Raw genomic sequence first — 25,919 nt, forward strand, 5'->3', positions numbered from 1 at the left:
GCGTGATGCCATCCCTGCCTCCGATGGCGTTCCCGGTGCGGGGGTGGCCGGGGAGCTTGGATAATGCGCGGCGTGCCCACACTTGTCGCGCCGACGGTGCCGTACGGTTCCCTCGCTTCGCGGGAGCAGCCCGTTCTTCCGGCCGGTGACGGCCTGCTGCTGAGGCCCTGGGCGGTCGACGACGCGCCCGCGGTGCTGGCGGCCTACCAGGATCCGGGGGTGCGGCGGTGGCACGCGCGGGGGATGGACTCCGTCGCGGAGGCCGAGGAGCAGCTCGACGCGTGGCGGGCCGGTTGGGCCGCCGAGCGGGAGGTGGGGTGGGCGGTGGTCGACGCCGTAGGCGGTGAGCTGTTGGGCCGCGCCGGGCTGAAGCTGCTGAACTTCGACGACGGCACGGCCCACGTCGCGTACTGGACCGTGCCGGCCGCGCGTGGCCGGGGCGTCGCTCCGCGCGCCGTGGCGGCGATGACCGCCTGGGCCTTCGACGCGGCGGGCTTCCAACGGCTCGAGCTCGGGCACGCGGTGGCCAACACCGGCTCCTGCCGGGTCGCCGAGAAGACCGGGTTCGTGCTGGAGGGCGTCCGCCGCAGCGTCTGGCAACTCGATGACGGCCGGCACGACGCGCATCTCCACGCGCGTCTGCGGCCCTGACGGGACTTTCACCCTGGGGGGAGAAGAAGTTGAGGATCCGGCGAGCAAGAACGGCATGCGTGACGGTGATCGCCGCGTTGGCCTGTCTGTTGGGCGTGGGGGTCGGGCCCGCGCAGGCTTCCGCGGCGAAGAGCGGAACGTGGATCGGGCTGCGGGCGAGTGCGTCGACCGTCGACTACGGGGGCCTGGTGACGCTGACCGCGCACCTGGCGGCGACGCACTCCAGCCGGTTCGTGACGATCTACGCGAGCCCGCCGATCACCGGGCCCGTGTACGTGTTGGCCAGCGGGAACGTGGACAGCCACGGCCTGTTCAAGGCCACCGTGCGGGCGACGGGACTGCTGAACGTCTACGCACGCTTCGCGGGTGACTCCGGTACGTGGCCGGCCACCTCGACGGAGGTGTGGGTGAACGTGCGGGCCGTGCTGCACCAGAAGCTGACCGGCCAGTACCGGACGGTCACCCTGCACGGCGGCCCCTACGCCGTCTTCCATCACGCCACCACGCCGGTGGACGTCATCACAGCGGTCCCCGCGGTCTGGGTCTACTCGGTCTCGCCGCTCGTGCAGAAGTTCTGGGCCGGGACGTGGCACACCGACAGCCACTACGGGAACCGCTGGTTGAACGGAAAGCCCGTCAAGGACGTGCGTCTGGACCAGGGCTTCACCGTCGGCGGGCTCTACCGGGTGAGCGTCGGCAGCATCACCCAGGAGGACGCGATCGTCCCCGGCCAGACCTCCTGGCTCTACTTCACCGTCACGAAGTAGCCGACCCTTCGTGGACGCGGAGGCCCGCACCCGGCTTCGGGTGCGGGCCACGCGGGTCAGTTGTGCTGGCCGCCGCGACGGCGGGTGAGGACGACCGCGCCCGCGCCGAGGGCGATGAGCGCGGCGGCGCCGCCGGCGATCAGGCCGGTGTCGGAGCCGCCACCGGTTTCGGCCAGGGTGCTGCTCGGGCTGGGCGACGGCGTCGCGGGAGCGGTGGACGTGCTCGGGGCCGGGGTGGGCTTGCCGGCGGCCACGACCTTGAACGTCGCTGCGGAGATCGAGACGCCACCGTGGCAACCGTGGAAGCCGGCGGGGAGACCCTGCGTTGCGTGGGTCGCGGGGCCGAGGTTGTCGCCGATGCTTGTGGCGACGAGGGCGTAGGTGCCGGTGGGCGTGCCCTTCGGGACGCTGACCGTCAGCGGGGCGGCGTCGACGTTGCCCGCGACCAGGTGGTCGTCGCCCGGGGACGAGATGTGGAAGCCGATGACGCCCTTCTCCATGTAGGGGAGGGTCATCCACTTGCCGCCGTGCTCACCCCGGATCGTGAGCGCGTCGTTGGGGCCGGCCGAGGTCGGGCCGGCGGTGAGGACCTCGGCGAAGGTGGACAGCGCCTTGCCGGAGACGTTGGTGAACGAGACGTGCGCGGAGACGGGCGCGCCGCCGGCGACCAGCGTCTTGCCGGCCAGGCCGGTCAGCGACGCGTTGATCTGGCAGGAGGACGTCGCGACGCTCTGCGGTGCGGCGGAGGCGACGGGGGCGGTGCCGACCAGGGCGGCGCCGGCCAGGGCCGCGACCGCTATCGCGGTGCGGACAGGGCGGATCTGCATGGGGGAGGATCCCTCTCAGGACCAGGTCGCAGGTGTGCAAAGCGTGCGCGACCTGCGAGTCAGCTGTGACGGGTGGAGGGTAGCGTTCCGGTGGGCCGGGAAGCCAGACTAGGTTTCGTCACAGTGCGTGAACAGCGGCCCCGGTGAGGATCTGTCATGCGGAGGGCGCCTTGCCGGCGACGGCCCGGCCGCCCTCCAGGATCGCCGGGGTGGCCGCGGCCTGCGGGACGACGGGCGTCGCCCGCGGTCGCACGGCGCGGCGGTGCTGGAGGGCCGCCGAGAGCGTGGCGAGGGCACCGAGCAGCGCCGTGGTGGCGAAGCCGTAGCGGGCGTCGGAGTGGTCCGTGACGGTGGCGACGACGAGCATCGCCACGATCGTGGCGGCCAGGCCGCCCGCGTTGGCGCGACCGAAGGCGCGGCCGATGGTGTCGGTGTCCGCGGTGGCCATCAGCAGGTTGCGCGAGGCGATCCGGGCCTGGCCGAAGACGAAGGCCCCGGAGGGGACCAGCAGGACGAGCCCGAGCACCCCGAAGAGCCCCTGCAGCACCATGAGGACGTTGCAGGCCAGGAAGCCCACGAGCGCGATCCGCAGATCGGGGTGACGCCGGGCCACCTGGCGGTAGACGGCGGCGGCGAGCAGGAAGCCGAGGCTGCCGAGCGCGTCGACCGCGCCGAACGTGCCTGCGCCCCGGTGGAGTTCGGCGAGGACGAAGGTGGGCAGCAGCGCGTTGAAGACGGTGACGACGACGCTGCCCTGGGCGTAGAGGACGATCACCCGCCGCAGCGAGAGCGAGGTGACGGCCGTCGGTTCCGTCGTCGTGGCGGGCAGCGGCGTGCCCGGGGCCGGAGCCGGGGCGGGTCGGCGTGTGCCCACGAGGACGGCGCAGACCGCGGAGATCGCGAAGGTCGCCGCGTTGAAGACGAGCAGCGGGGGCGCGCCGAAGCGCTGCACGGCCAGGCCGCCGACGGTGGCGGAGAGCAGCATGCCGGCCTGGGTGGCCGTCTCGAAGCCGCCGTTGAAGCGGCGCAGCCGGGCGCCCTCGACCCGCTCCTTGACCAACGCGGCGGAGACCGGCAGGAACAGCGCGCTGACCAGCGCGAGAGCGAAGTTGGCGCCGTAGACGCCGACGGCGGTGGAGCCGCCCGCCGCGAGCCAGACCGGCAGGGCCAGGGCGAGGCCGGCACTGGAGAGGTCGCAGCCGATCCACAGGCGTCGCCGGTCGAAGCGGTCGGCGACCCGTCCGAAGAACGGCGAGAGCAGGGCCTGCGGCAGCGCCACGGCGATGAACAGCCAGCCGACCGAGAGCATCGTGTGCTGTTGGCGGATCATCAGCAACGCCCCGCTGATCAGCTGGACGTTGTTGCCGAGCGCCGTCGCGAAGGCCGCGCCGAGGAGGAGCCGTTCGGTTCTCATGCAGGGAAGCTACGGATCTTCCCTGACAACCATTGTCAGGGAAGAGAAGGCGGTTCAGGAGGACGTCGGCAGTGGCGGGAGCGGGAGCGGAAGTCCCGGCAGGCCGTCGAGGCTCTGCCCGATGTGCTCCTTCTTGTGGAAGTAGGCGTCCAGGCTCTGGTCCGTCTCCCGCTCGAAGCGGGAGCGGTGCAGCGGCCGGTCCTCGTCGTAGGTCATGAACGGCACGGCGTAGCCGCAGGTGTCGCGGACCAGTTCCGCGGTGACCACGATGATCGCGCGCGGGCCGTGCGGGGCCGGGTCGATGGCGGGGAAGTGGGTCATCAGCTCCGGCCAGCGCGGGTCGTCGCGGAAGACGGGCTCGCCGCGCCCGTGCACCCGCACGATGTTCGGCGGACCGTCGAACGCGCACCACATCAGCGTGATGCGGCCGTTCTCCCGCAGGTGGGCGACGGTCTCGGCGTTGCTCCCGGCGAAGTCGAGGTAGGCCACGGTCTGTTCGTCGAGCACGGCGAAGGAGCCGCTGAGGCCCTTGGGCGAGAGGTTCACCGTGCCGTCGCCGGAGAGCGGCGCGGTGGCGGTGAAGAAGAGGTGCTGCGCCTCGATGAACTCGCGCAGCCGGCCGTCGATGCGTGCGTACGTCTTTCCCATGCCGCCATCATCCGGGGAGTCGGGGGTGCGCGGCCCGGAATTCCCCGCCCTCGGAATGCCGGGGGAACCGAATGGTTCGTGCGAGCATCGAAGAGGCATGAGGCGGACGACATGAGACGTGAGCAAGGGATGCGGCTGGCGGCCTTGGCGATTGCCGGCACGCTGCTGACGTGCTGCAGCGCCGGGACCGGCTCGGGAGCCGCCACGTCCTCCTCCCCCTCCGGTGGCGCGGGCTCCGCGCCGACCACGGCGCCGCCGACCTACCCCGGCGTGAAGGTGCCGATCACCGCCGTCCTCGTTCAGGACGGCGGCCTCAAACTCACCACCCAGACGCTCGGCGGCGGTTGCCGCCGTCTCTCCCTCCAGGCCCAGGAATCCGCGACGGACGTCCGCCTGACCCTCACCGTGACCCGCCCCTCCGGCATCTGCCCGCCGTACGTCACCCTGGTCGAGGTCTCCACCACCCTCCACGCCCCGCTGGGCACTCGCCAGCTTGTCGACGCCTCCACCGGCCGTCCGATCACCTCGCGGAGCGGCTGAGCCGTCAGGCGGGCCGGCCGAGCGGCCCGAGCAGGGCGAGCGCCTCGTCCAGGGCCGCGACCTCGGCCGCGCTGAGCGTCGGGTCGGCGGCGCGCAGGGCGCGGGCCCGGGCCAGGGCGGTGGGGTCGAGCGGGCCGAGCCGATCGAGGAACGGCTGCAGGACCGCGCGGGCGAGGGTGGCGAACTCGGGCATGGAGACGGCCGCCTGGGCCAGGATCAGGGCGGACATGGCGCGGTCGAGGGCGGGCGGACCCTCCATGGTGTTGGCCCAGTCGATCACGACGGGGCCGTCGGGCGTCAGCATGACGTTCAACGGGTGGAAGTCCAGGTGCAGCACCCGGTCCGCCGGGTCGGTGGAGCGGTGCGCGGGGAGGGCGTGCAGCGACCGCAGCAGGGTGGCGAGCACGTCGCCGGCGGCGTCGGCGGAGACGGTACCGGCGGCGACGGCCTCGGCGAGGGTCGCTCCCGAGATGCGCTCCATGACCAGGTCCTGCCGCGTCGGGCCGGGCCAGACCCGCGGGACGGCGTAACCCTGCTCGAACAGGCGGGCCATGACCGCGAGTTCACCGGTGGCGTCACTGCCGTCGCGGTAACGCCGCAGTACCCGGCCGCCGGGGAGCGCATAGACGTCGGCGGTGCGGCCCGCGCCCAGCAGCGGTCCCGGTGTGCCCGCTGAGTCGGCCTCTTCCAGCGTGGTCATGCGGGAGACGGTAGCGCTGCCCGCGGCCGCGCCGAGGTCCGCACCCCGGACGCGGGGACGTCCGAGGAGGAGCTGTTCCGCGTGCCGTCGTGATGGGCTGAATCGTCCCCGGATGGCAGCATGGCCGATGACGTTCCGCCACATGCGAAAGAGGGACAGCGCGATGAAGTTTCTGATGCGCGAGCGGGTCTTCGGTATCGGCGACGACCACTGGATCACCACCGAGCACGGCGAGAAGGCCTTCCTGGTCGACGGCAAGGCGCTGCGCATCCGGGAGACCTTCGAGCTGAAGAACCACGCGACCGGCCACATCGACGCCGTGATCAAGAAGAAGCTGATCTCCGTCCGCGACGCCATGGTCGTCGAGCGGGAGGATCACAAGATCGCGACGGTGAAGAAGAAGCTGATCACGGTCTTCCGCGACAAGTACCTCGCCGAGCTGGAGGACGGCGTCGGCGGCGGCGAGATCGAGGTGATCGGCAACTTCACCGACCACGAGTTCCATATGGAGCGCGACGGCCGCCGCATCGCCACGGTCAGCCGCAAGTGGTTCTCGATCCGCGACACCTACGCGATCGACATCGCCGACGACCAGGACGTCGCGCTGCTGATCTGCGTCGCGGTCTGCGTCGATCACCTGAACGCCGAGGAGCACCACCGGGAGGCCTGACGGCCCGGACGGGACCGCTCACAAGGTTGAGCGGAATAGACTCAACTTATGTCATGCTGGATCCAGCAGACATAGGCGAGAGTCCGGGTGCGACCGGAGGAGGACCGAACACACGTGGATGCCAGCAAGCTCACCACCAAGGCCCAGGAGGCCCTGTCCGCGGCGATCCGGCAGGCGTCGGGGGCGGGCAATCCGGACGTGACGCCCGTGCACGTCCTCCTCGCCCTGCTGGAGCAGCCCGAGGGCGTCGCCCGACCGCTGCTGGAGGCGGTCGGCGCCGACCCGGCGCGGCTGCGCGGCGCGGTCGAGCGACTCGCCCTCGCGCTGCCCAGCGCGCAGGGCTCGACGGTCGCCGCGCCGCAGCTGGCACGGCAGACCGTCGCCGTGCTGAACGAGGCCGCGGCCCGCGCGGCCGAGCTGGACGACCAGTACGTCTCGACCGAGCACCTGATGGTCGGCCTCGCGGCCGAGGGCGGTTCGGCCGCCGAGGCGCTCAAGGCCGAGGGCGCCACCCCCAAGGCCCTGCTCGACGCGTTCAAGCAGGTCCGCGGCAGCGCCAAGGTCACCTCCCCGGACCCCGAGGGCAGCTACAAGGCGCTGGAGAAGTACGGCACCGACCTCACCCAGGCCGCCCGCGACGGCAAGCTGGACCCGGTCATCGGCCGCGACCACGAGATCCGCCGCGTGGTGCAGGTGCTGTCGCGCCGCACCAAGAACAACCCGGTGCTGATCGGCGAGCCCGGCGTCGGCAAGACCGCCGTCGTCGAGGGCCTCGCCCAGCGCATCGTCGCCGGCGACGTGCCGGAGTCGCTGCGCGGCAAGCGCCTGGTCGCGCTCGACCTGGGCGCGATGGTCGCGGGCGCCAAGTACCGCGGCGAGTTCGAGGAGCGGCTGAAGGCCGTCCTGAACGACATCAAGGCCAGCGAGGGCCAGGTCATCACCTTCATCGACGAGCTGCACACGCTCGTCGGCGCGGGTGCCGGGGGAGACTCGGCCATGGACGCGGGCAACATGCTCAAGCCCATGCTGGCCCGCGGCGAGCTGCGCATGGTCGGCGCGACCACGCTGGACGAGTACCGCGAGCGGATCGAGAAGGACGCCGCGCTGGAGCGCCGCTTCCAGCAGGTGCTGGTCGGCGAGCCCAGCGTCGAGGACACCATCGCGATCCTGCGCGGGCTCAAGGGCCGCTACGAGGCCCACCACAAGGTGCAGATCGCGGACGCGGCGCTGGTCGCGGCCGCCACCCTGTCCAACCGCTACATCACCTCCCGTTTCCTGCCGGACAAGGCCATCGACCTGGTCGACGAGGCCGCGTCCCGGCTGCGCATGGAGATCGACTCCTCCCCGGTCGAGATCGACGAGCTGCAGCGCTCCGTCGACCGGCTGCGGATGGAGGAGATGGCGCTGTCCAAGGAGTCCGACGCCGCCTCCGTCGAGCGGTTGGACCGGCTGCGCCGCGACCTCGCGGACAAGCAGGAGCAGTTGGGCGCGCTGACCGCGCGCTGGCAGCAGGAGAAGAGCAGCCTCAACAAGGTCGGCGAGCTCAAGGAGCGCCTCGACGGCCTGCGTGGCCAGGCCGAACGCGCCCAGCGCGACGGCGACTTCGCCTCCGCGTCGCGGCTGATGTACGCGGACATCCCGGCCGCCGAGCAGGAGTTGGCGGACGCGACGGACGCCGCGCGCGCCGAGTCCACTACTTCCTCCATGGTCAAGGAGGGGGTCGGCCCGGACGACGTGGCCGACGTGGTGGCGGCCTGGACGGGCATTCCGGCCGGCCGCCTGATGGAGGGCGAGACAGCGAAGTTGTTGCGGATGGAGGACGAACTCGGGCAGCGTCTGGTGGGTCAGTTCGCCGCCGTCCAGGCCGTCTCCGACGCGGTGCGGCGCGCCCGCTCCGGCATCGCCGACCCGGACCGTCCCACCGGCTCGTTCCTCTTCCTCGGCCCGACCGGCGTCGGCAAGACCGAGCTGGCCAAGGCGCTCGCCGACTTCCTCTTCGACGACGAGCGGGCCATGGTCCGCATCGACATGAGCGAGTACAGCGAGAAGCACAGCGTCGCCCGCCTGGTCGGCGCGCCCCCCGGCTACGTCGGCTACGAGGAGGGCGGCCAGCTCACCGAGGCCGTCCGGCGCCGCCCGTACACGGTGGTGCTGCTGGACGAGGTGGAGAAGGCGCACCCGGAGGTTTTCGACATCCTGCTGCAGGTGCTCGACGACGGTCGGCTGACGGACGGTCAGGGGCGGACGGTGGACTTCCGCAACACCATCCTGATCCTGACCTCGAACCTGGGCAGTCAGTTCCTGGTGGACCCGACGGTCGAGGAATCGGCCAAGAAGGACCGGGTCCTGGAGGTGGTCCGGGCCTCCTTCAAGCCGGAGTTCCTCAACCGCCTCGACGACATCGTGGTCTTCGAGCCGCTCTCCACGGCCGAGCTGGGCCGGATCGTCGACCTCCAGGTCGCCGCGCTGGACCGACGTCTCGCCGACCGCCGGATCACCCTGGACGTCACCGAGGCGGCCCGCGACTGGCTGTCGATCACCGGCTACGACCCGGCCTACGGCGCCCGCCCGCTGCGCCGCCTGATCCAGTCCGCGATCGGCGACCAGCTCGCCCGCGCGATCCTGGCGGGCGACGTCCGTGACGGCGACACCGTCCTGGTCGACGCCGACGAGGGCGCCGACCAGCTCACGGTGGCGCGCAAGGGCTGACCGCAGGGCTGAGGGCAAGGGCTGAGGCCAAGGGGTGACGGCCGGGCCCGTCCGCGTCCGCACCGGGGGTAAACCTCAGGTGGACGCGGACGGGCCGGTTCTGTGTCTAGGGTGCCGCCCATGCCCTCGCCCGAGCCGCTGCCCGAGCCGCTGCCCGACCCGCAGCTCGACCCGCTGCCCGCGCCGCTGCGCCGCCTCCCGTCCGCGGTCGTCGCGATCGGCTCGGACGCGCTGATCGCGCTGATCCAGACCTGCCTGGCGCTGCTCGGCGGGCTGACCGCGACGCCGAACCAGTGGCGCCCCTTCGATCTCACCGCCGTCGCGCTGACCTGCGTGATCAACCTGCTCGCGGTGGTCCGGCGGCGGCTGCCGCTGGGCCTGCTGCTGATCTGTGGCGGGCTCTGGGCCTGGTACATCGCGCTCGGGTACTGGCCGGTCGTCAACAGCCTGGCGCCGATGCTCGCCTTCTACACCGTGGCCTCGCGTCGGCCGGCCCGCGTCACGGCCGGCGCCTGGGCGGCGATGGCCGCCGTCTGGGTCTTCGGCGGCCTGCGCACGCACGACTCCTCGATGGTCTCCGTCGTGGCGCAGGCCGTCGCCTTCCCGGCGATCCTGTGGCGGTTCGGCGCCTCCGCCCGGCTGGTCAACCTGCGCAACCGCCAACTGGCCGAGGCGGCACAGCGCTTGCGTGAGGAACAGCGGGACCGGCTGCGGCGCGCCGCGATGCTGGAGCGCACCCGGATAGCCCGCGAGCTGCACGACCTGGTCGCGCACCACCTCTCCGTGGTCTGCGTCCAGGCCGGGCTGGCCCGCTACGTGCTGCCGAGCGACCGGGAGACGGCGGAGCGGGCGCTCGACACCACCGTCGCCACCGCGGGGGAGGCGCTGGAGGAGATGCGCCGGCTGCTCGGCCTGCTGCGCACCGACCCGGCCGACGCCGACCCCGCCGACGCCGAGCCGGCCCCGGACGGTCCCTCGCCCGGCCTGGCCCAGCTGCCCGCGCTGCTGGAGCGGGTGCGCGGCGCGGGGGTCGAGGTCGCCCTGGAGCGCCGGGGCGAGGCCGTAGCGCTGCCGCCCGGTCCGGACCTGTGCGCGTACCGGATCGTCCAGGAGAGCCTGACCAACATCATCAAGCACGCCCCGGGCGCGACGGCGCAGGTGACCCTCGACTACCGGCGCGGCGGCGTCCTGCACGGCGCCGTGCGCGACTCGGGCCGCGGCGCGGGGCCCGCCGTGCCGGAGGTCCACCGGGCGGTGGCGGGCGGCGGCGGCAAGGGCCTGCTCGGCATGCGGGAGCGGGCCGAGCTGTACGGCGGCGCGCTCACGGCGGGCCCGCTCGCCGGGGGCGGCTTCGAGATCGCCTTCGAGCTCCCCCTTCCCGGCACTACCATGACGGAGCACTGACAGGGTCGGGGGAGGCTCCATGACGAGTGTGCTGGTGGCGGACGACCAGGTGCTGATCCGCGCCGGCCTGGCCGCCCTGTTGCGCGCGGCGCCGGGGCTCGACGTCGTCGGCGAGGCGGAGGACGGCGAGGCGGCCGTCGAACTGGCCTGGGCCACCCGTCCGGACATCGTCCTCATGGACGTGCGGATGCCCCGCCTGGACGGCATCGCCGCCACCCGCCGCCTGCTCGCGCCGGACTCCCCGCACCGGCCCAAGGTGCTCATCCTGACCACGTTCGACCTGGACGAGTACGTCTACAAGGCGATCCAGGCCGGCGCCAGCGGCTTCCTGCTCAAGGACACCGGACCGGACCGGCTGCTCGCCGGGATCTCCACCGTGGCGCACGGCGACACGTTGCTCGCCCCGAACATCACCCGGCGGCTGATCGAGGCGTTCGCCCCAGAGCAGGTGCGTCCGGAGCCGCAGCAGAGCCGCGACCTGGAGCTGCTCACCGGCCGGGAGAACCAGGTGCTGCGGCTGGTCGCCAAGGGGCTGGACAACCAGGACATCGCCCAGCGCCTGCACGTCAGCCAGGCCACCGTGAAGACCCACCTCAACCGGGCGATGACCAAGCTGGGCCTGAGCAGCCGGGCCCAGGCCGTGGTGCACGCCTACGAACACGGGCTGGTCGTGCCGAGCGTCGGCTGACCCCCGCGGCCCCGCGGCCCCGCGGTCCGTGCGTCGGCCGGCCCCCCGTGGGTCGGCCGACGCACCGGGCGGCTACTGCGTGACCAGCACCAGGTTGCGGTAGAAGTGCGTGCCGTAGCCCGGCCCGCCGTGCGCCCGGCTGTACCGGTCGGCTGTGAGGATGTCCGACGGCGACAGGTGGATGCACCCGTTGGAGTGGTACGGGTTCGGCGCGTGGGCCCACGAGGACGGCGTCTTCGAGTGGATGAAGAGGGCCGAGCGCGTCACCGTGCCCCGGCTGCACGCCTTGTCGCTGAGCTCCCAGTTCATCGTCGGGATGATCGAGCTCCAGTAGGTGCTGTGCTCGTAGCCGTTGTACCAGCCGTTGGGCAGCCAGCCGTTGTTGCTGTAGCAGTCGTTCTCCGAGCCCATGCCGGAGCCGGCCCGCCAGGTCTCGGAGCCGACCAGCGGCGTCCCGCCGTTGTTCCTGGCCCAGAACCAGGTCATCCGCGAGTCGGACGGGTCGCTCGCGTTCTTGTCGAAGACGAAGTAGCCCGACCCCACGGCGTGCCATTCGGTCCAGTTCCCGCTCGGGCCGCGGTCCCGGGCCCAGGCCTTCCCGTCGGAGCCGATGGAGACCGTGCTGAACGCGGCCCCGTCGTACTGCCGCACGGTGACCCAGCTGTCCAGCACGCCGCCCATGGACTGCCAGCCGGAGCCGTGGTGGTACTTGTAGATCCACTGTGTGTACATCTGGTGGTTCGTGCCGACCACGAAGACCTGCCGTTCCCCGTTCGGCAGGTTCACCCAGGTCTCGCCGTTGCCGTAGGCGCCGCCGCAGAAGTAGCGGCCGCCCCAGGTCGGGTCGGAGCAGACCGATGCCGGTGCCTTGGCCCCCGTGGGGGCGGCCGACGCCGACTCGGCCGCGGCGGTGGTTCCCGCCGCGAGCGCAAGCAGCGCGGTCGCGCCGACGGCCAGGCGGTTCAGGAGCTTCCTCACGATTCGTCCTTCCTCTGCTGTGTTTGCGGTGGTTCCGTGTGAGCAGTAGGAAGCATGGCCGTGAGCGCCAACTCGCCACATCGGGTGGGCGGTTGAATTGGATCCTGCACCGGCGGCGGTAGCGGGGGTAAACCTGGGCGGCAGTGGCCCGGCCGGCAAGGAGCGGTCGGCGGGGGCTGCCGCGCCCATGTCCATCTGGTGGAGTAGGGGGACACTGGGCTTGGCGCCCCGGAGTGAGGCAGGATGAGAGAGGCAAGCCGTAATCCCCGAAGGGAACACCTGTCGTGACCATCGACCCGTCCGCCATCCCCAACTTCGGCGGGCAGCCTCAGCAGCCGTCGACGCCGCAGGGTCCGCCGCCGGTGATCATCCCGGACCCGGAGCTGGTCAAGCAGCTGCTCGACCAGATGCAGCTGAAGCACGGCGAGGACGCCGAGGGCGACGTCGTCGCGCCCTGGGAGGAGTTCCAGGTCTACTTCATGTTCCGCGGCGAGCAGAAGGAGCTCTTCGCGGTCCGTGCCTTCTACGCGTACGCCCACGAGCTGGCGGCCAAGCCCGCGCTGCTCGAGGCGCTGGACGAGTGGAACCGCGAGACCCTGTGGCCCAAGGTCTACACCCAGACCACCGACGAGGGTGAGCTGCGCGTCGTCGGCGAGACGCAGATGATCGTCGGCATGGGTGTGAACATCAACTACTTCGCGGCCATGGTCGTGAACTGGGTCCAGGCCTGCGTCACCTTCAACCAGTGGATGAACGAGCGCCTCGGCCTGGTCAAGGACGTGGACGACAAGCCCGGCGAGGCCGACGGCGACTCCGCCGAGTCCTAATCTTGACCCTTGCTTTACATGACGCCTGCAACCGCTTGCGTAGGGTTCGGTCTCTCTGGACATGTTGAAAACATCCAGTGATGGCGAAGTGACGCGAGCGGAGCAGGTGGCGTGGGGCGCGTGGGGCGGATCAGGCGGGGCCGTATCAAGAGCGGCATAGGAATAGCACTGCTGGCGGGCGCGGTCGCGTTCGGTGCCAGCGGTTGCGGGGGCACCGCCTCCGCGACGTCGGCCAAGGGGACCCCCTCCGCGCTCGCGAGCGGCAGCGGCAGCCCGTCGGGCGGCGCGAGCACGAAGGCCAGCCCGTCGGCGAGCCCCTCACCCACCCACCCGGCCGGTCCGCCGGTGCTGCTGGACTCGATGTACCCCGTCGACGGCGAGACCGTCGGCGTGGCGCAGCCGATATCCATCGTCTTCACCCACTCCGTCGACCCCTCCGCCCGCAAGGCCGTCGAGCAGGCGCTGAAGGTCACCACCTCGGTCCCGATGACCGGCGCGTGGCACTGGTTCAGCAGCCGCCGGGTCGACTGGCGCCCGCAGAACTACTGGCCGTCCGGCACCAAGGTCTCGATCGACGCGGACCTGAACAACGTCGGTGACGGAAACGGCCGCTGGGGCACGCACAACTACCACCACAGCTTCACCGTCGGCGCCGACATCGAGTCCACGGTCAACGTCCCCGGCCACTCGATGAAGGTCTACAAGAACGGCTCGTTGATCAGGACCATGCCGATCGACGCCGGCAGCCCGGACTTCCCCTCCTGGGACGGCACCATGGCCGTCCTGGACAAGGAGCCCACCGTCCGGATGACCTCCTGCAGCGTCGGCATCGACTGCACCAAGGGCACGCCCAACTACTACGACCTGACGCTGCCCTGGGACGTGCACCTCACGGACTCCGGCACCTACGTGCACTACTCCACGGGCGACCCGGACCCGGGCCACAGCTACGGCTCGCACGGCTGCGTGCACCTGTCCTGGGACGACTCGAAGTGGTTCTTCAACCTCACCCAGCCCGGTGACCCGGTCACCATCACCGGCTCGCCGCGCGGCAAGGTCGCGGGCGACAACGGCTACGCGGCGTTCACGCTGAGCTGGTCCGACTGGCTGTCGGCGAGCTCCGCGGGCGCTCAGCCGACGACGGTCGGCTGAGCCGCAGACTCCAGTGAGGAGCCCGAGGTCCCTGCCGGGACCTCGGGCTCCTGCCGTTGCGGGGTCGGCTGAGCCGGTGGACGCCACGATCGTGGGGGATGCGATGCTGTCCTTCTCCCGCCGTACACCCGAGGCCGCGTGAACGGGCCTTCGGCGTGCGTGGGCACCCCCACCTGCCACCCCTCCGGCTCCGAAGAGGCGTTCCACCATGACCACGCACCCCCGTCGCGCCCTCGCCGCAGCCCTCTGTGCCGGCACGGCCCTGGCCCTGACGGCCTGTTCGTCCCCCGGCGGGACCACCGTGAACGCGGGCTCGACCTCCTCGGCCGTCGCGTCGCCCTCCCCCTCCTCCGCCCCGGCCGACCCGAACGCGGGCCTGCCGAACGGCATCCAGCTCTCCGGCTGGCTGCTGCCCGCGAGCGTGGTCCCGAAGCTGAAGTCCGACCGCAAGGCCGTGGTGAACTCCGGCGAGGGGTTGGCACAACCGAGTGACAAGGCGGTCGCCAAGACGGAGGCCTGTGACCAGCTGGGCCGCACCGACTGGATGGAGGCGGGCGGGGTGGGTCCGTCCGCCGCCGCGGGCAACGACTTCGCCGACCCCGCCGGCAACGAGTTCTACCAGCAGCTGAACGCCTACCAGGGCACCCGCGCCGCTCAGGAGTTCGCGGCGCTCAAGAAGGTCTTCACCGAGTGCAGGTCCTTCCCCGCCAAGGTCAGCGGCGGCACTTACACGATGCGTGTCAAGCTCAACGCCCTGCCCGGTCTGGGCGACGAGGCGGTCAAGGCGGTCCTCACCTCGCCGGACATCCAGGGCGGGGAGACGCTCGTCGCCATCCGCTCGGGCCGGCTCCTGGTCACCACGATGTACAACGACCAGAGCAAGACCGGCGCCCAGGCGCTGACGCTGGCTCAGCGGTTGCTCAAGAACGTCCCCCCGGCCCCGGCCGCCGCCAGCTGATGCTCCGGCGTCCTGCCGTCGTACGGCCTGTGTTGTCGGTCTACGGCAGCAGGACCGTCTTCCCCACCGTTTCGCGGCGCTCGATGGCCCGGTGCGCGGCGCCCGCGTCGGCCAGCGGGAAGGCGGCGCCGACGAACGGGCGCAGCCGGCCGCTCGCCGCGGCCGTGAGGGCCTCGCGCGTCTGCCGCAGCTGCGTCTCGGGCCCGCGCGGGCCGACCGGCGGGCCCCAGTAGGAGAGCACCTCGACGCCCCGTCCGGCTGCCTCGCCCTCGCCCAGCTTGGTCCCGGCCCCGCTGGAGAACCCGAAGGTGACGAACCGGCCGCCCGGGCCCAGCAGTTCGAAGGCCTCCCGGCCCACGCTGCCACCGACGCCGTCGAAGACCACGCTGACCCCGGCGTCGCGCAGCGCCGCCGACCAGCCCGGCGCGCCGTAGTCCACCACGGTGTCGGCGCCGAACTCGCGCGCCAGGGCCAGCTTGCGCTCGCCGCGGGCCAACCCGATCACCCGGGCCGCGCCCGCCGCGCGGGCGAGCTGGAGCAGCAGCGCCCCGACCGCGCCCGCCGCGGACTCCACCAGCACCACGTCGTCCGGGCCGATCCCGGCCAGCTCGCCCAGGGCCACCGCGGTGCGGCCGGTCCCCAGCAGCGAGACGGCCTCCGCCGCCCCCAGCGCCGCCGGGACCGGATGCGCCGCCGCCGTGTCCAGGAGCGCCAGCTCCGCGTAACCGCCCGCCTGCGGGGTCTGCCCGGCGACCCGGCTCCCGAGCAGGGCGCGGTCCACCCCCGCCCCGACGGCCACCACCTCGCCCGCGACCTCCCGCCCCGGTGTCCACGGCAGCGAGCCGGGCGCGAGCGGCGTCCCGGCCATGGCCCCGGCGCGCACCTGCGTCTCCACGAACTGCACCCCGGCCGCCGCGACCCGCACCAGCAGCTGGCCCTCCCCGGGCACCGGATCCGGCACCTCCTCCAGCCGCAGCCGCTCCGGCTCCCCGTACTCCCGCACCACACTCGCCCGCACGGCCCGCTCCTCGCCTAGACCGGGTCCGCTCTCGAACCCCTCGCCCCGACGCTAGGCGCCGCGCCCGCCCACGGCCTCGGTCCACGGTCCTAAGCCGCCTCCTCCTTTCCGCCCGGGCCGACCCCCTATGCTGCGGTCATGAGCGACAGGCCGCTGCTGAACCGCCGGTTGGCGGGCATGGGGACGACGATCTTCGCGGAGATGTCCGCGCTGGCCACGGCCACCGGGTCGATCAACCTGGGCCAGGGCTTTCCGGACACCGACGGTCCGCGCGAGATCGCGCAGGCCGCGGCGGACGCGGTGCTTGCGGGGCGCGGCAACCAGTACCCGCCGGGGCCGGGGATCCCGGAGCTGCGCGCCGCCGTCGCCGAGCACCAGCAGCGCTTCCACGGCCTCGAGTTCGACCCGGACACGGAGGTGCTGGTCACCGCCGGGGCCACCGAGGCGATCGCCGCCGCGATGCTGGCCCTGCTCGAACCCGGCGACGAGGTGATCGCCTTCGAGCCGTTCTACGACTCCTACGCCGCCTGTATCGCCATGGCGGGCGCCACCCGGGTCCCTCTGACGCTGCGCGCGCCGTCCTTCCGCCCGGACCTGGACGAGCTGCGTGCGCTGATCACCCCGCGCACCCGGCTGCTGCTGCTCAACTCCCCGCACAACCCCACCGGCATGGTGCTCAGCGCGGACGAGCTCGGCACCATCGCCGAGCTCGCCGTCGAGCACGACCTCCTCGTCGTCACGGACGAGGTCTACGAGCACCTCGTCTTCGCCCCGGCCGCCCACCGCCCACTCGCCTCCCTGCCGGGCATGCGCGAGCGGACCGTCTCCATCTCCTCGGCCGGCAAGACCTTCTCCTTCACCGGCTGGAAGGTCGGCTGGGTCACGGCCACCCCGGAGCTGGTCGCTGCCGTCCGCACCGCCAAGCAGTACCTCACCTACGTCAGCGCCGGCCCGTTCCAGTACGCGGTCGCGGACGCCCTCCGCCTGCCGGACTCCTACTTCACCACCCTCCGCGCCGACCTCCAACGCAAGCGCGACCTCCTCGACGCCGGCCTGCGCGCGGCCGGCTTCGAGGTCTTCGAGCCCCAGGGCACCTACTTCATCACCACCGACATCGCCCCCTTCGGCGAGAAGGACGCCTACGCCTTCTGCCGTGCGCTGCCGGAGCGCTGTGGCGTGGTGGCGATCCCCAACTCCGTCTTCTACGACGACAAGGAGGCGGGCCGCACCCAGGTGCGTTTCACCTTCTGCAAGCAGGACTCCGTCCTGCTCGAAGCGGTCGACCGGCTGCGGCGTCTCGCCGAACGCTGACGCCGCCACGAGCCAGGCCCACCCGGGCTGCGCTGCGGTGGTCGTGCGTCAGCTTTGTGCGGTGTCGTCGCCCGGCTGCGCGGCAGCCTCGGCCGCGCCTGCCTTCTCACGCATCTTGCGCACCAACTCCGCCTTCTGGTCGGCCGCACCCTGGCGGTCGAGGTTGCGGTGCGGACCGTTGTTCTGCCTTTCGGCGCGCGAAAGCCTTTTGCGCTGGCCGCCGCCCATGCCCACGGGGTTGTTGATGTTCTTGCTGTCGGTCACGGGTTCTCCCGGTAATGACGTGAAGTGGTCTACGGACTCAGGTGGGCAAGTATCTGATGTCAGAGCTTGACGACCACCACACGGTCGCCGCAGAGCCGGCGCATGTCGTCCTCGTCGGACGTGAAGATCGTGACGCGGCCTGGCTGTCGCAGGGCTACGGCGGCAAGGACGGCGTCCATCGCGTACTTGTGCCCGTGCAGGCCGGTGCGCTCAAGCAGATCGATGGCATCGCTGGCGATCTGCTCGGTCACTGGTTCCACCCGCAGTCGCGACAAGGCCCACCGCCAGGCTGGTCGTTGGATCTTGCCGTGATACGCCTCGACGAGGGTCATGGAGGTGGTCACCACCGGGATGTCCGAGCGGTCCGCGTCCTTGAGGCGTAGGCCCATACGACGCTCGCCGCGCACCCACTGCGAGAGGCCCTCGCTGTCGAGCAGGTACACCTGTCCCGCGCTCACGCCGCCTCTCCGGACGGCTCGGCTGCCTTCCGCGCCTTCTTCTCGCGCTCCTCGCGCTCGGCATGGGCTCGCTCGATCTCTCTGCGTTCCGCTTCTGCCTCAGCTAGCTCATCGGCCGTGACGAGGCCGTACTCGGACTCCCACCAGGAAACGGCCTCGTGCAGCCGGTCCCGCTCGCGCTGGCGCTCGACCGCCCGCGTGACATAACGGCTGAAGCCACCGGAGCCCACCTCGGAACGGATCTCCTCAGCGAGCTCCTCAGGCAGGGTCACGGTGTACTTCTTGGTTGCCATACCATCGATCATACCGTTGGTTCGGCTGCCTCGCCGGCACAGTCAGCGGTGAACGGGTGCGTGAAAACGGAGTGGCCTGGGTCACCAGAACCCCGGAGCTGGCGTCATCGAGGTGGTCACCAGGGGGATGTCCGAGCCCCAGGGTTCGGGGCCCCGGGGCGTCCGTCCGTGGCATCCCGATCCCCTGGCCACTGTCGCGCCGAGCCGCTCAAATCCCGCCACGGGATACCGCTTTCGCGCCACCTCCGTGCTGTGGCATGATCCCCGCGCCGTCTTGGCTGATCAGGGGTGGGGGGATGCTATGAAGCGTGCGCGTTTGTCCGGTGCGCTGGTGCTGGCGGTGGTGGCGGCGGGGCTGACGTTGCCCGCCTCGTCCGCTGCGGCGGCAGGCACGGACCTGTATGTGGACAACCAGCTCGCCGGCTGCTCGAACAACGGCCCCGGCACCGCTGCACAGCCATACTGCTCGCTGCAGACCGCGGTGGACGCCGCGCAGCCGGGCGACACGGTGCACGTGCAGGGTTGGGGTCAGTACGGGGACGTCGACCTCACACACTCCGGGACGCCGGGCGCGCCGATCACGATCGCCGGGGCCGGGCACCTGACCAGGTTGTCGGTCACCGGTGCACACGATCTCCGCCTGCAGGGCCTCAGTGCGACGACGATGCAGCTCACTTCCGCGCACGCGGTCACCCTGGACGGCTTCGGGATGCTGGCAGGGACCGCCGCCACGGGCCTGGAGATCGGCGGTGACAGCTCGCAGATCACGGTCAGCCGCTCGTTCCTCTACGACGCGGGCACCGCGGTTCAGGTCGATCCCGGTAGCTCGGACGTCGTCCTGACGACCGACTGGATCAGCGCCGGGACGCTGGGCGTGCACGTGTCCGCGGCGGCGGGGGTTGACCTTGTCAGCAGCACCCTCGACGGCGGTGCGGCTGCTGCGCCGCCGATCACGGTGGACCATGCGTCGACCGGCACGGTGATCGAGAACAATGTCTTCGCCGGCCCGATCACGGTGGTCGCGGACTCCACGGTCGGCGCCAAGGTCGACTACAACCTGGGCTACACGGTCAATGGCAGTCCGCTGTACGAGTGGGCGGGGCGGGCGATCAACGACGTCCCCGCCTTCCGATCCGCGTCCGGCCAGGGCGCGCATGACCTGGGCGCCGGGGCCTGGACGGGGGCGAGCAACCCGCGCGTGACCAACACGCTGCAGATCGACTCGGCCGACGCCCTGGCACCGGGCGAGCTGCCCACCGACGCTCGCGGAAACGCTCGCGTGGACGACCCGCTCGTGTCCAACTCCGGTACGGGCGTGGGTTACTACGACCGAGGTGCGCTCGAGGCGCAGGACCCGTTCCAGGCCGAGAGCCCGACCCTGTCCGCCGACAACGTCGCCTACGGATCCACCGTCGCCTTCACCGCCGTTGATGACAACCCGTGGGGCGACACCGTCAGCCGCACCTACGACTTCGGTGACGGGACGTCCGAGGCCACGACGACGGCCCCCGTGGTCCACCACACCTACGCGGCCGTGCCGGGCGGTGGCAGCAAGCGCTACCAGGTGACCGTCACAGAGACCTCGCCGACCGACGGGACTCAGCACTCCTTCACTCTGTGGGAGACGGTCAATCCGCCCGGACCCCTTCAGGTGTTCTACCCCCGGCTCGGGGCCGAGCCTTCAGCGCCGTTGAACGTCGTCTTCGCCGGTGCGGACTTCCACTCCCCGTTCACCATCTCCTCGTGCACGGCCGACTTCGGGGACGGTTCGAAGCCGGTCACGGGCAGTTGCTGGAACCTGCCGCACACCTACGCGCGAGCGGGGCTGTACACCGTCCGCGTCAAGGTGACGGACGCCGGCGGGCAGACGGCGAGCATCCGGCAGAACATCAGCGTCGGACCGCAGTTCACGCGGACGACGCCGGTCACCACGCTGGACACCTACCGCGGCACCGGGACGTCCAGGAGCGTCGTCGGGCCAGGCCGGACGCTGCGGCTGAAGGTCGCAGGCGTCGCGGGTGTGCCTGGCGACGCCGCCGCTGTGCGGTTGAACGTCACGGCGGTCGGCGCCGGGATGTCCGGCTCCGTGACGGCCTATGCGGAGGGAAGGACCCGGCCGGGGCTGCCGACTGTGCTCTACCCGGCACGGCAGGCGAGCAGCAGCCTGATCGACGTGCCCGTCGGGGCCGGCGGCTACGTGGACCTGACGAACCTCTCCGGGCGTGCCTACCTCTCGGCCGAGGTCGAGGGCTACTCCACGCTGACCCCGGGCACCCAGGGGCTCGTCTTCGTCCCCGAGGCCTCCATCGGCTACCCGACCCAGTGGCTCGCCGTACTCGACACCACACAGAGTCAGCACCCTGCCAAGATCGGCCCCGGCGGCTCGATGCGGTTCTCCGCTGTCCCCGGTCCTTCCGCCCCGAACACCACCTGGTCCTATGCGACGGGCGAAGGGTCGCCCCTGGTCGAGCTGAGCGTCACGACGTCCGGCTCCACCGCCTTCAGCCGGCTGACGTTCCAGGGCGGCCGCGGGGCGGGCCCCGGCGCCGACGGGGTCTACGCCTACCCAGGCCAGCGGCACACCACGACGCTGCTCGTCCCGGTGGCGCCGGATGGGACGGTCACCGTACGCAACTCGGCGGGCTGGACCAACGTCCGCGCCGAGGTGGAGGGGTTCTACCTTCCCGCCGCGTCGGCTCCGTCCACCCAGGCGATGGTCACCGTCGCGTCCACGCCCGTTTTCGACACCCTGACCGGACTCGGCGTCCGGCGGGGCCCGATCACCGGCAACGGAGCGGTTTGGGTCAAGGTGGCCGGTGTCGCCGGCATCCCGGCCGGTGCGACGGCGGTCGCCGTGCGGCTCGCGGCGCTGAACGCCCACTACAGCGGCGGGATCGTCGACTACCGCAGCTACGGTGGCGCGCTGACGGTGACGGCGGGTCAGAACATCGCGAGCCTGGTCTACCTGCCGGTGGTCAACGGCTGGATCAAGTTGAACATCGGCGACCTCAGCCCGTTCGACCTGACCGCCTCCGTCGAGGGCTATTCGGCGGGCTGAACGCGCACCACCACCGAAGGCCCGGCCGTCGCAGCTGTGCGGTGGCCGGGCCTTTGTGGTGCGTCAGCGGGCGCCCGCCGGGTCGGGCTGAGCAACCACCGGAGCGTCCGCCGAGGCGGTCATCGGCGTAGCCGTGGTCGCCGGGGTCGGGCGGCGGACCGTGGTGAGGACCAGGAGGCCCGCCGCGAGACCGGTGAGGCCGGCGGTGAGGAAGACCGGTTGGAGGCCGGAGGCGAAGGCCGCGCGGGTGGAGGGGCCGTGGAGCGCGCCGGTGATGCGCACGGTGAAGGGCCCGGGCCCCTATGTCAGGCCCGTGCGGTCTGCGCGCTCGCGAGGGCGAGCCGGAAGCTGACGGAACCGAAGCTGACCCGGTCGCCGGCCCGGACGGGCACGGTGCCGATCACCCGCCAGCCGTTGACCTGCGTGCCGTTGGTGGAGCCGAGGTCGCGCAGCAGCCAGACGCCGCCCTCCAGCCGCAGTTCGGCGTGGACCCGGGAGACCGACTCGTCGCCCAGCTTCAGGTCGCAGCCGGCCAGCCGGCCGATCTTCACCGGGCCGGCCGGGTCGCGCGGCAACGGCAGTGCCGGCAACTGCGGTGTGCGCCAGGCGTTGTCCAGCCGCACCTTGAGCGTCGCGAGCGTGCCGACGGCCCGGGCCAGCGCCCGGGTGAGCCGGCCCTCCGTCGGCAGGTCGGCGGTGAGCTCGTCCAGCTCGTGCCGGGAGCGGGCGGCGAAGGCCAGCTCCATGCGGCGCAGGAAGGTGTCGTGGGAGAGCCGCCCCTGCACCGCGTGCTCCCGCAGCCGGTCGACGACCAGCTCCCGGTCTACGTCCGAGAGGCGTTCGGAGGCGGCGTACTCGTCCATTCGGAGCAGCGCGGTACGCGGTTCCGGAAGCCGTGACGCGGCGGGGTCGTTCATGGTGCCGATTGTCGGGCCTCTCGCCGGGGGCGTCCAGCTCCGTCGAAGGAGTGAGTGTCCACTTCGGGGCTGACGACACACGGGTCCGTTCGGGTGGCACACGGACGAGTGATCCTGACGGCCCGAAAAATGCCGGATATGCCTGCAGAATGATCGCCCGGCACATGTTCTGGAGATCGCCGCCGAGTTCGCCGGGAATCACGGCACGTCAAAGCCGTCTCCATCAGCGTGCCAGGGAACTCGTGCCATTTGCGGGCCGGATGGGGGAGCGGTGTCGAAAATGGGTAAATCCCCTACGGACACGGAGCATTCGTGCTTCGCTGCTTCCTGAGTCCCCGAATGTCTCTCCGCCGCGGTGCCCTTCGGTCCGTTCATGCCATTCATGCCGTAGCCATGTCACTTCTTTGCCATGGTGCGGTGTGTCCGCGCATGCCGAGCGGCGCCCGGCGTTGTCGAGTGACCCGAGTACGCGGAGCCGAGAATGCTCACCACCCTCCACACGACCTATACCGACACCCGTGCCGGCGATCTCGCCTGGTGCCTGGGGAGCGGGCTGCTCCCGGCCCTCGCCGTCCTCGATCTCGACCTCGGCCCGAACGGCCTCCAACTGCGCCTTCTCGGCGCCTCCCACCAGGTCGTCCTGGACCGGAACGAGCAGGGCCCGGACGCCTGCGTCGAGACGGTGGCCTGCATGCCGGGCCGCCGCACCCCGTTGCCGGCCCGGGCCGCCGAGCAGGTGCGCGGCTGGGAGTACGAATTCGCGGCGCGCATCGAAAAACTGACGAAACATGATTTCGACTGCCGGGCCCAGGAGTTGCTGGCCCTAGTGGAGAACCACCCGCACGGGCTGGCCGGAGTCTTCCCCGGAGACCCGAACGCTTTCACCGCGCTGCTCGCCGGTGGTGACGAGGAGGGCATCCTCTGGCGCACCTGGCACGCCTATCCACAGGAGGGTCGTTTGGTCTGCACGCGCTCGACCCTGCGCCGCCGCGACTGGTAGTGGTCCCGTGCTTCGCCGGACGGTCCGGCCGCAGCGCGCGTTCGTCGGGCGGTCATCGGATGATTGACCCGGATGTCCGCTCAGGTGTCCGCCGCGTCAAAGTGATGCTGCTTGGATCACCCGTCCGGGCGCAGAACCCGGACGGGTCCGTCGCCTAGCGTTTCTTCGTGATCAACCCCACCCCCCGAGCCGCCCGTCTGCTGGTGCTGCTCGCGGCCTTCGTCTGCGCCGCCTGCGGGTTGGTCTACGAGCTGGAGCTGGTCGCCCTCGGCAGCTACCTGTTGGGCGACTCCGTGACCCAGGCCTCTGTCGTGCTCTCGGTGATGGTCTGCGCCATGGGCGTCGGCTCCCTGTTGGCCAAACGGTTCACCTTGCGCCCGGCCGCCTCCTTCGCCCTGGTCGAGAGCCTGCTCGCGCTGGTCGGCGGCCTCTCCGTGATCGCGCTCTACGGCTGCTACGTCTGGCTCGGCCACTACCAGGTCGCGTTGGTCGGCTTCGCCTCCCTGATCGGTCTGCTGATCGGCGCGGAGATCCCGCTGCTGATGACGCTGATGCAGCGGATCCGCCGACAGGAGGCGGGCCGCGCCGTCGCGGACCTGTTCGCCGCGGACTACGTCGGCGCGCTGGTCGGCGGGCTCGCCTTCCCGTTCCTGCTGCTGCCGACGCTCGGTCAACTGACCGGCGCGCTGCTGACCGGCGTGGTCAACACCGTCGCCGGCGGGCTGATCGCGTTCTGGCTGTTCCGCGCCGAACCGGCGCCCCGGGTGCGGCTGTTGCTCGGGTTGTGCAGCGGCGTGGTCGTCGTGGTGCTCGCGCTGGCGTGGGCCGGCAGCGGCGCGTTCGAACGCGCGGCGCAGCGGCGGCTCTACGGCGGGCCGGTCCGGGTCAGCGCGCAGAGCCGGTTCCAGCAGATCATCCTGACCGGTGGCGCCGGGGGGACCGACCGCAGTGCGGACGCCGCCCGGCTCTACCTCAGCGGCCGGCTCGCCGTCTGCGGCCACGACCAGGCCGCGTACCACGCCGACCTCACCCGCCCCGCGCTGCGCGGCGGGCGCCGCGCCCGGGTGCTCGTCCTCGGCGGCGGGGACGGGTTGGCAGCCCGTCAGATCCTGGCCGCGCCAGGGGTCCGCCGCGTCACCGTCGTGGAACAGGACCCGGTGCTGCTGCGGCTCGGCACCGACGACCCGGTGCTGCGCGAGCTGAACGGCGCGGCGCTGGCCGACCCGCGGGTCCAGACCGTCACCGCCGACGCCTTCGGCTGGCTGCGCACCGCGCCGGTCCAGGAGCACCCCTACGACGTGATCGTCGCCGATCTGCCCTCCGCCGGGCTGGACGCGGCCGACAAGCTCTACACCCGCGAGTTCTACGGCCTCGTCCGCCGGATGCTGGCTCCCGGCGGGCGCCTGGTCGTCCACGCGGCCGACCACCTGTGGTCCGTCGCCGACACCCTGCGCGCGGTGGGCCTCACCCCGCACGCCTACCTGGCCGCCGGCCGGGACGCGGTCGCCTGCGGCGAGCTCCCGGCGGGCGACGCCACCTGGCACTTCGTCCTCGCCTCGGCCACGACGCTGCCCCGTTCCGCGCTCCAGGACGTCCAGCCGCTGACCGAGCCGACCGGCACGCCGTCGCGGGTTGCGACCCTCCTGGGACCGCTGTGACGCCCGGCGTCCTCCGGCACGGTGCGACTTCCCCGCGTGCGAATCGGTTCCTCGGAGCCGTCGGCTGGGTAGGCTCAGCCGGCATGGAGCATGAGGTTCTGGTACCACTCTCGCCGCAGGCGCTCCGGCGGTCCCTGGGCCGGCCCGAGCTGCTCGCGGTGTGCCTGCCCGGGTTCACCCCCGACGAGGACGGCGGGACCCCGCTCGAGGGGCGGCTGAAGCTGCGGATCGGCAGCACCTCCATCACCTACCGGGGCGAGCTGCGCCGACTCGACGCGGGGGACGGTCACGCCGGAGACGGTGGGGACGCGGGGGACGGCGGAGACGATCCCGACGTGTTCCGCTTCGCGCTCGACGGCCGGCAGGCCGTGGGCACGGGCGGCGTCACCGGGACGGTCCTCCTGCGGCTCGACCCGGACACGCCGGACCCGGGCCTGGAGACCCGGGTCCTGTTCGTGACGTCCCTTCAGGGCACCGGCCGTATCGAGGAGCTGTCGAGCGCGTCCGTCCAGACCGCCGCCCGCAAACTGCTGGACCGTTTCTGCCTGGACCTCGCGGAGCGCGCCGACGAGGACGTCCCGCCCGTGCCGGAGCCGCCGTCGGACGCGTCGGAGTTCTTCCTCGTTGAGGGACTGGGCGACCTGAACGACCTCGGCCCGCTGGAGGAGGAGCTGCAGGACCTCGCCGCGCTGCCCGAGTTCTCCGATCTGGACGGCCTCCCCACGCCGGCCGAGGCGACCGCGGACCCGGCGCGGCGGCACATCGTCGGCCGCTCCGCCGAGGAGGTGGACCACGCCCCGCCGCGCGGGCGCTACGCCCCCGCCCTGCCCGCGCGCAGCGCACGTTCGCGGGCGTCGGCGCGGTGGGGCGGCCCGGAGCCGCGGATGGGGGAGCCGCCGGTCCTCACGCCGGACCGCATCCCCACACCGTGGCTCGTGGGCGGCGGTGTCGCCCTCCTCGGCGGCGCGCTGCTGCTCGCCCGCGCCCTGCGCCGCTCCCGCTGACCGCA

General features: G+C 72.0%; 26 protein-coding genes. 15 read left to right on the forward strand and 11 right to left on the reverse strand.

Annotated features, from left to right (window positions below; genetic code table 11):
• Positions 1-63: 63 nt before the first annotated feature.
• Both DN069_RS20995 and DN069_RS21000 read left to right on the forward strand, forming a co-directional pair.
• Positions 64-651, forward strand: coding sequence for a GNAT family N-acetyltransferase (locus DN069_RS20995; protein ID WP_341538492.1), 588 nt, complete (start codon positions 64-66; stop codon positions 649-651).
• Positions 652-710: 59 nt separating this feature from the next.
• Complete coding sequence (locus DN069_RS21000; protein ID WP_111503068.1) at positions 711-1,418, forward strand: hypothetical protein; 708 nt, start codon at positions 711-713, stop codon at positions 1,416-1,418.
• Positions 1,419-1,474: 56 nt separating this feature from the next.
• Here DN069_RS21000 and DN069_RS21005 read toward each other — a convergent pair whose 3' ends face one another.
• The 3 genes from DN069_RS21005 to DN069_RS21015 form a co-directional block, all read right to left on the reverse strand.
• Positions 1,475-2,245 (reverse strand): LAETG motif-containing sortase-dependent surface protein, encoded by a 771-nt coding sequence (locus tag DN069_RS21005; protein ID WP_111503070.1) that lies wholly within the window; start codon positions 2,243-2,245, stop codon positions 1,475-1,477.
• 154 nt (positions 2,246-2,399) lie between these two features.
• Complete coding sequence (locus DN069_RS21010; RefSeq protein WP_111503072.1) at positions 2,400-3,659, reverse strand: MFS transporter; 1,260 nt, start codon at positions 3,657-3,659, stop codon at positions 2,400-2,402.
• A 54-nt stretch (positions 3,660-3,713) separates the two neighbouring features.
• The gene (locus tag DN069_RS21015; RefSeq protein ID WP_111503074.1) at positions 3,714-4,307 is read right to left on the reverse strand and encodes a pyridoxamine 5'-phosphate oxidase family protein; all 594 of its coding nucleotides are present in this window, start codon (positions 4,305-4,307) and stop codon (positions 3,714-3,716) included.
• Positions 4,308-4,418: 111 nt separating this feature from the next.
• Here DN069_RS21015 and DN069_RS21020 point away from each other — a divergent pair, with 111 nt between their 5' ends.
• Positions 4,419-4,847, forward strand: a complete 429-nt coding sequence (locus tag DN069_RS21020; protein WP_133259994.1) for a hypothetical protein — start codon at positions 4,419-4,421, stop codon at positions 4,845-4,847.
• Between the two features lie 4 nt (positions 4,848-4,851).
• Here DN069_RS21020 and DN069_RS21025 read toward each other — a convergent pair whose 3' ends face one another.
• The gene (locus DN069_RS21025; RefSeq protein ID WP_111503078.1) at positions 4,852-5,547 is read right to left on the reverse strand and encodes a phosphotransferase; all 696 of its coding nucleotides are present in this window, start codon (positions 5,545-5,547) and stop codon (positions 4,852-4,854) included.
• A gap of 163 nt (positions 5,548-5,710) precedes the next feature.
• On the opposite strand from DN069_RS21025, the gene DN069_RS21030 reads away from it, so the two are divergent.
• From DN069_RS21030 to DN069_RS21045, 4 genes are all read left to right on the forward strand, one after another.
• Complete coding sequence (locus tag DN069_RS21030) at positions 5,711-6,217, forward strand: LURP-one-related/scramblase family protein (RefSeq protein WP_111503080.1); 507 nt, start codon at positions 5,711-5,713, stop codon at positions 6,215-6,217.
• A 114-nt stretch (positions 6,218-6,331) separates the two neighbouring features.
• Positions 6,332-8,926 carry an ATP-dependent chaperone ClpB gene (gene clpB / locus DN069_RS21035; RefSeq protein ID WP_111503082.1) on the forward strand — a complete coding sequence of 865 codons (2,595 nt, stop codon included), beginning with the start codon at positions 6,332-6,334 and terminating at the stop codon, positions 8,924-8,926.
• Positions 8,927-9,046: 120 nt separating this feature from the next.
• The gene (locus DN069_RS21040; protein ID WP_111503084.1) at positions 9,047-10,330 is read left to right on the forward strand and encodes a sensor histidine kinase; all 1,284 of its coding nucleotides are present in this window, start codon (positions 9,047-9,049) and stop codon (positions 10,328-10,330) included.
• A 19-nt stretch (positions 10,331-10,349) separates the two neighbouring features.
• Positions 10,350-11,018 (forward strand): response regulator, encoded by a 669-nt coding sequence (locus tag DN069_RS21045; RefSeq protein WP_111503086.1) that lies wholly within the window; start codon positions 10,350-10,352, stop codon positions 11,016-11,018.
• 72 nt (positions 11,019-11,090) lie between these two features.
• Here DN069_RS21045 and DN069_RS21050 read toward each other — a convergent pair whose 3' ends face one another.
• Positions 11,091-11,996, reverse strand: coding sequence for a PLL family lectin (locus DN069_RS21050; protein ID WP_111503088.1), 906 nt, complete (start codon positions 11,994-11,996; stop codon positions 11,091-11,093).
• A 284-nt stretch (positions 11,997-12,280) separates the two neighbouring features.
• On the opposite strand from DN069_RS21050, the gene DN069_RS21055 reads away from it, so the two are divergent.
• The 3 genes from DN069_RS21055 (at position 12,281) to DN069_RS21065 (ending at position 14,933) form a co-directional block, all read left to right on the forward strand.
• A complete protein-coding gene (locus DN069_RS21055; RefSeq protein ID WP_111503090.1) occupies positions 12,281-12,823 on the forward strand; it encodes a type III secretion system chaperone family protein in 543 nt (180 codons plus the stop codon).
• 120 nt (positions 12,824-12,943) lie between these two features.
• On the forward strand, positions 12,944-13,975 hold the full coding sequence (locus DN069_RS21060; RefSeq protein WP_111503092.1) for a L,D-transpeptidase: 1,032 nt from the start codon (positions 12,944-12,946) through the stop codon (positions 13,973-13,975).
• 208 nt (positions 13,976-14,183) lie between these two features.
• Positions 14,184-14,933 carry a hypothetical protein gene (locus DN069_RS21065; protein ID WP_111503094.1) on the forward strand — a complete coding sequence of 250 codons (750 nt, stop codon included), beginning with the start codon at positions 14,184-14,186 and terminating at the stop codon, positions 14,931-14,933.
• A gap of 40 nt (positions 14,934-14,973) precedes the next feature.
• Here the strand turns inward: DN069_RS21065 and DN069_RS21070 are convergent, their stop codons facing one another.
• Complete coding sequence (locus DN069_RS21070) at positions 14,974-15,951, reverse strand: zinc-binding dehydrogenase (RefSeq protein WP_111503096.1); 978 nt, start codon at positions 15,949-15,951, stop codon at positions 14,974-14,976.
• 138 nt (positions 15,952-16,089) lie between these two features.
• On the opposite strand from DN069_RS21070, the gene DN069_RS21075 reads away from it, so the two are divergent.
• Positions 16,090-17,262, forward strand: coding sequence for a pyridoxal phosphate-dependent aminotransferase (locus DN069_RS21075; protein WP_111503098.1), 1,173 nt, complete (start codon positions 16,090-16,092; stop codon positions 17,260-17,262).
• Positions 17,263-17,310: 48 nt separating this feature from the next.
• Here DN069_RS21075 and DN069_RS21080 read toward each other — a convergent pair whose 3' ends face one another.
• From DN069_RS21080 to DN069_RS21090, 3 genes are read right to left on the reverse strand one after another with little or no spacing between them, the layout of a single operon-like run.
• Positions 17,311-17,526 (reverse strand): DUF6243 family protein, encoded by a 216-nt coding sequence (locus DN069_RS21080; protein WP_111503100.1) that lies wholly within the window; start codon positions 17,524-17,526, stop codon positions 17,311-17,313.
• Between the two features lie 59 nt (positions 17,527-17,585).
• On the reverse strand, positions 17,586-17,969 hold the full coding sequence (locus DN069_RS21085; protein ID WP_279387917.1) for a type II toxin-antitoxin system VapC family toxin: 384 nt from the start codon (positions 17,967-17,969) through the stop codon (positions 17,586-17,588).
• Between the two features lie 11 nt (positions 17,970-17,980).
• Entirely contained in the window at positions 17,981-18,277 is a 297-nt protein-coding gene (locus DN069_RS21090) for a hypothetical protein (RefSeq protein WP_111503173.1), read from the reverse strand.
• Between the two features lie 301 nt (positions 18,278-18,578).
• Here DN069_RS21090 and DN069_RS21095 point away from each other — a divergent pair, with 301 nt between their 5' ends.
• A complete protein-coding gene (locus tag DN069_RS21095) occupies positions 18,579-21,335 on the forward strand; it encodes a PKD domain-containing protein (protein ID WP_165845582.1) in 2,757 nt (918 codons plus the stop codon).
• Between the two features lie 63 nt (positions 21,336-21,398).
• Here DN069_RS21095 and DN069_RS21100 read toward each other — a convergent pair whose 3' ends face one another.
• Both DN069_RS21100 and DN069_RS21105 read right to left on the reverse strand, forming a co-directional pair.
• Positions 21,399-21,617, reverse strand: a complete 219-nt coding sequence (locus DN069_RS21100) for a hypothetical protein (protein WP_111503106.1) — start codon at positions 21,615-21,617, stop codon at positions 21,399-21,401.
• Between the two features lie 23 nt (positions 21,618-21,640).
• Positions 21,641-22,198, reverse strand: a complete 558-nt coding sequence (locus DN069_RS21105) for a DUF1707 and FHA domain-containing protein (protein ID WP_243639523.1) — start codon at positions 22,196-22,198, stop codon at positions 21,641-21,643.
• A gap of 535 nt (positions 22,199-22,733) precedes the next feature.
• On the opposite strand from DN069_RS21105, the gene DN069_RS21110 reads away from it, so the two are divergent.
• From DN069_RS21110 to DN069_RS21120, 3 genes are all read left to right on the forward strand, one after another.
• The gene (locus tag DN069_RS21110) at positions 22,734-23,252 is read left to right on the forward strand and encodes a DUF2617 family protein (protein ID WP_111503110.1); all 519 of its coding nucleotides are present in this window, start codon (positions 22,734-22,736) and stop codon (positions 23,250-23,252) included.
• 167 nt (positions 23,253-23,419) lie between these two features.
• Complete coding sequence (locus tag DN069_RS21115; RefSeq protein ID WP_207892215.1) at positions 23,420-24,910, forward strand: polyamine aminopropyltransferase; 1,491 nt, start codon at positions 23,420-23,422, stop codon at positions 24,908-24,910.
• Positions 24,911-24,993: 83 nt separating this feature from the next.
• Entirely contained in the window at positions 24,994-25,914 is a 921-nt protein-coding gene (locus DN069_RS21120) for an SRPBCC family protein (protein WP_111503112.1), read from the forward strand.
• The last annotated feature ends 5 nt before the right edge of the window (positions 25,915-25,919 follow it).

The organism is Streptacidiphilus pinicola (assembly GCF_003258295.1).
In the GTDB taxonomy this organism is placed as follows: domain Bacteria; phylum Actinomycetota; class Actinomycetes; order Streptomycetales; family Streptomycetaceae; genus Streptacidiphilus; species Streptacidiphilus pinicola.

Excerpts from the sequence above, each read along its gene's own strand:
- DN069_RS20995 (WP_341538492.1), top strand. The coding sequence starts at position 64 with ATGCGCGGCGTGCCCACACTTGTCGCGCCGACGGTGCCGTACGGTTCC.
- DN069_RS21005 (WP_111503070.1), bottom strand. The coding sequence starts at position 2,245 with ATGCAGATCCGCCCTGTCCGCACCGCGATAGCGGTCGCGGCCCTGGCC.
- DN069_RS21010 (WP_111503072.1), bottom strand. The coding sequence starts at position 3,659 with ATGAGAACCGAACGGCTCCTCCTCGGCGCGGCCTTCGCGACGGCGCTC.
- DN069_RS21015 (WP_111503074.1), bottom strand. The coding sequence starts at position 4,307 with ATGGGAAAGACGTACGCACGCATCGACGGCCGGCTGCGCGAGTTCATC.
- DN069_RS21020 (WP_133259994.1), top strand. The coding sequence starts at position 4,419 with ATGAGACGTGAGCAAGGGATGCGGCTGGCGGCCTTGGCGATTGCCGGC.
- DN069_RS21025 (WP_111503078.1), bottom strand. The coding sequence starts at position 5,547 with ATGACCACGCTGGAAGAGGCCGACTCAGCGGGCACACCGGGACCGCTG.
- DN069_RS21030 (WP_111503080.1), top strand. The coding sequence starts at position 5,711 with ATGAAGTTTCTGATGCGCGAGCGGGTCTTCGGTATCGGCGACGACCAC.
- DN069_RS21040 (WP_111503084.1), top strand. The coding sequence starts at position 9,047 with ATGCCCTCGCCCGAGCCGCTGCCCGAGCCGCTGCCCGACCCGCAGCTC.
- DN069_RS21045 (WP_111503086.1), top strand. The coding sequence starts at position 10,350 with ATGACGAGTGTGCTGGTGGCGGACGACCAGGTGCTGATCCGCGCCGGC.
- DN069_RS21065 (WP_111503094.1), top strand. The coding sequence starts at position 14,184 with ATGACCACGCACCCCCGTCGCGCCCTCGCCGCAGCCCTCTGTGCCGGC.
- DN069_RS21075 (WP_111503098.1), top strand. The coding sequence starts at position 16,090 with ATGAGCGACAGGCCGCTGCTGAACCGCCGGTTGGCGGGCATGGGGACG.
- DN069_RS21090 (WP_111503173.1), bottom strand. The coding sequence starts at position 18,277 with ATGGCAACCAAGAAGTACACCGTGACCCTGCCTGAGGAGCTCGCTGAG.
- DN069_RS21095 (WP_165845582.1), top strand. The coding sequence starts at position 18,579 with ATGAAGCGTGCGCGTTTGTCCGGTGCGCTGGTGCTGGCGGTGGTGGCG.
- DN069_RS21105 (WP_243639523.1), bottom strand. The coding sequence starts at position 22,198 with ATGGACGAGTACGCCGCCTCCGAACGCCTCTCGGACGTAGACCGGGAG.
- DN069_RS21110 (WP_111503110.1), top strand. The coding sequence starts at position 22,734 with ATGCTCACCACCCTCCACACGACCTATACCGACACCCGTGCCGGCGAT.
- DN069_RS21120 (WP_111503112.1), top strand. The coding sequence starts at position 24,994 with ATGGAGCATGAGGTTCTGGTACCACTCTCGCCGCAGGCGCTCCGGCGG.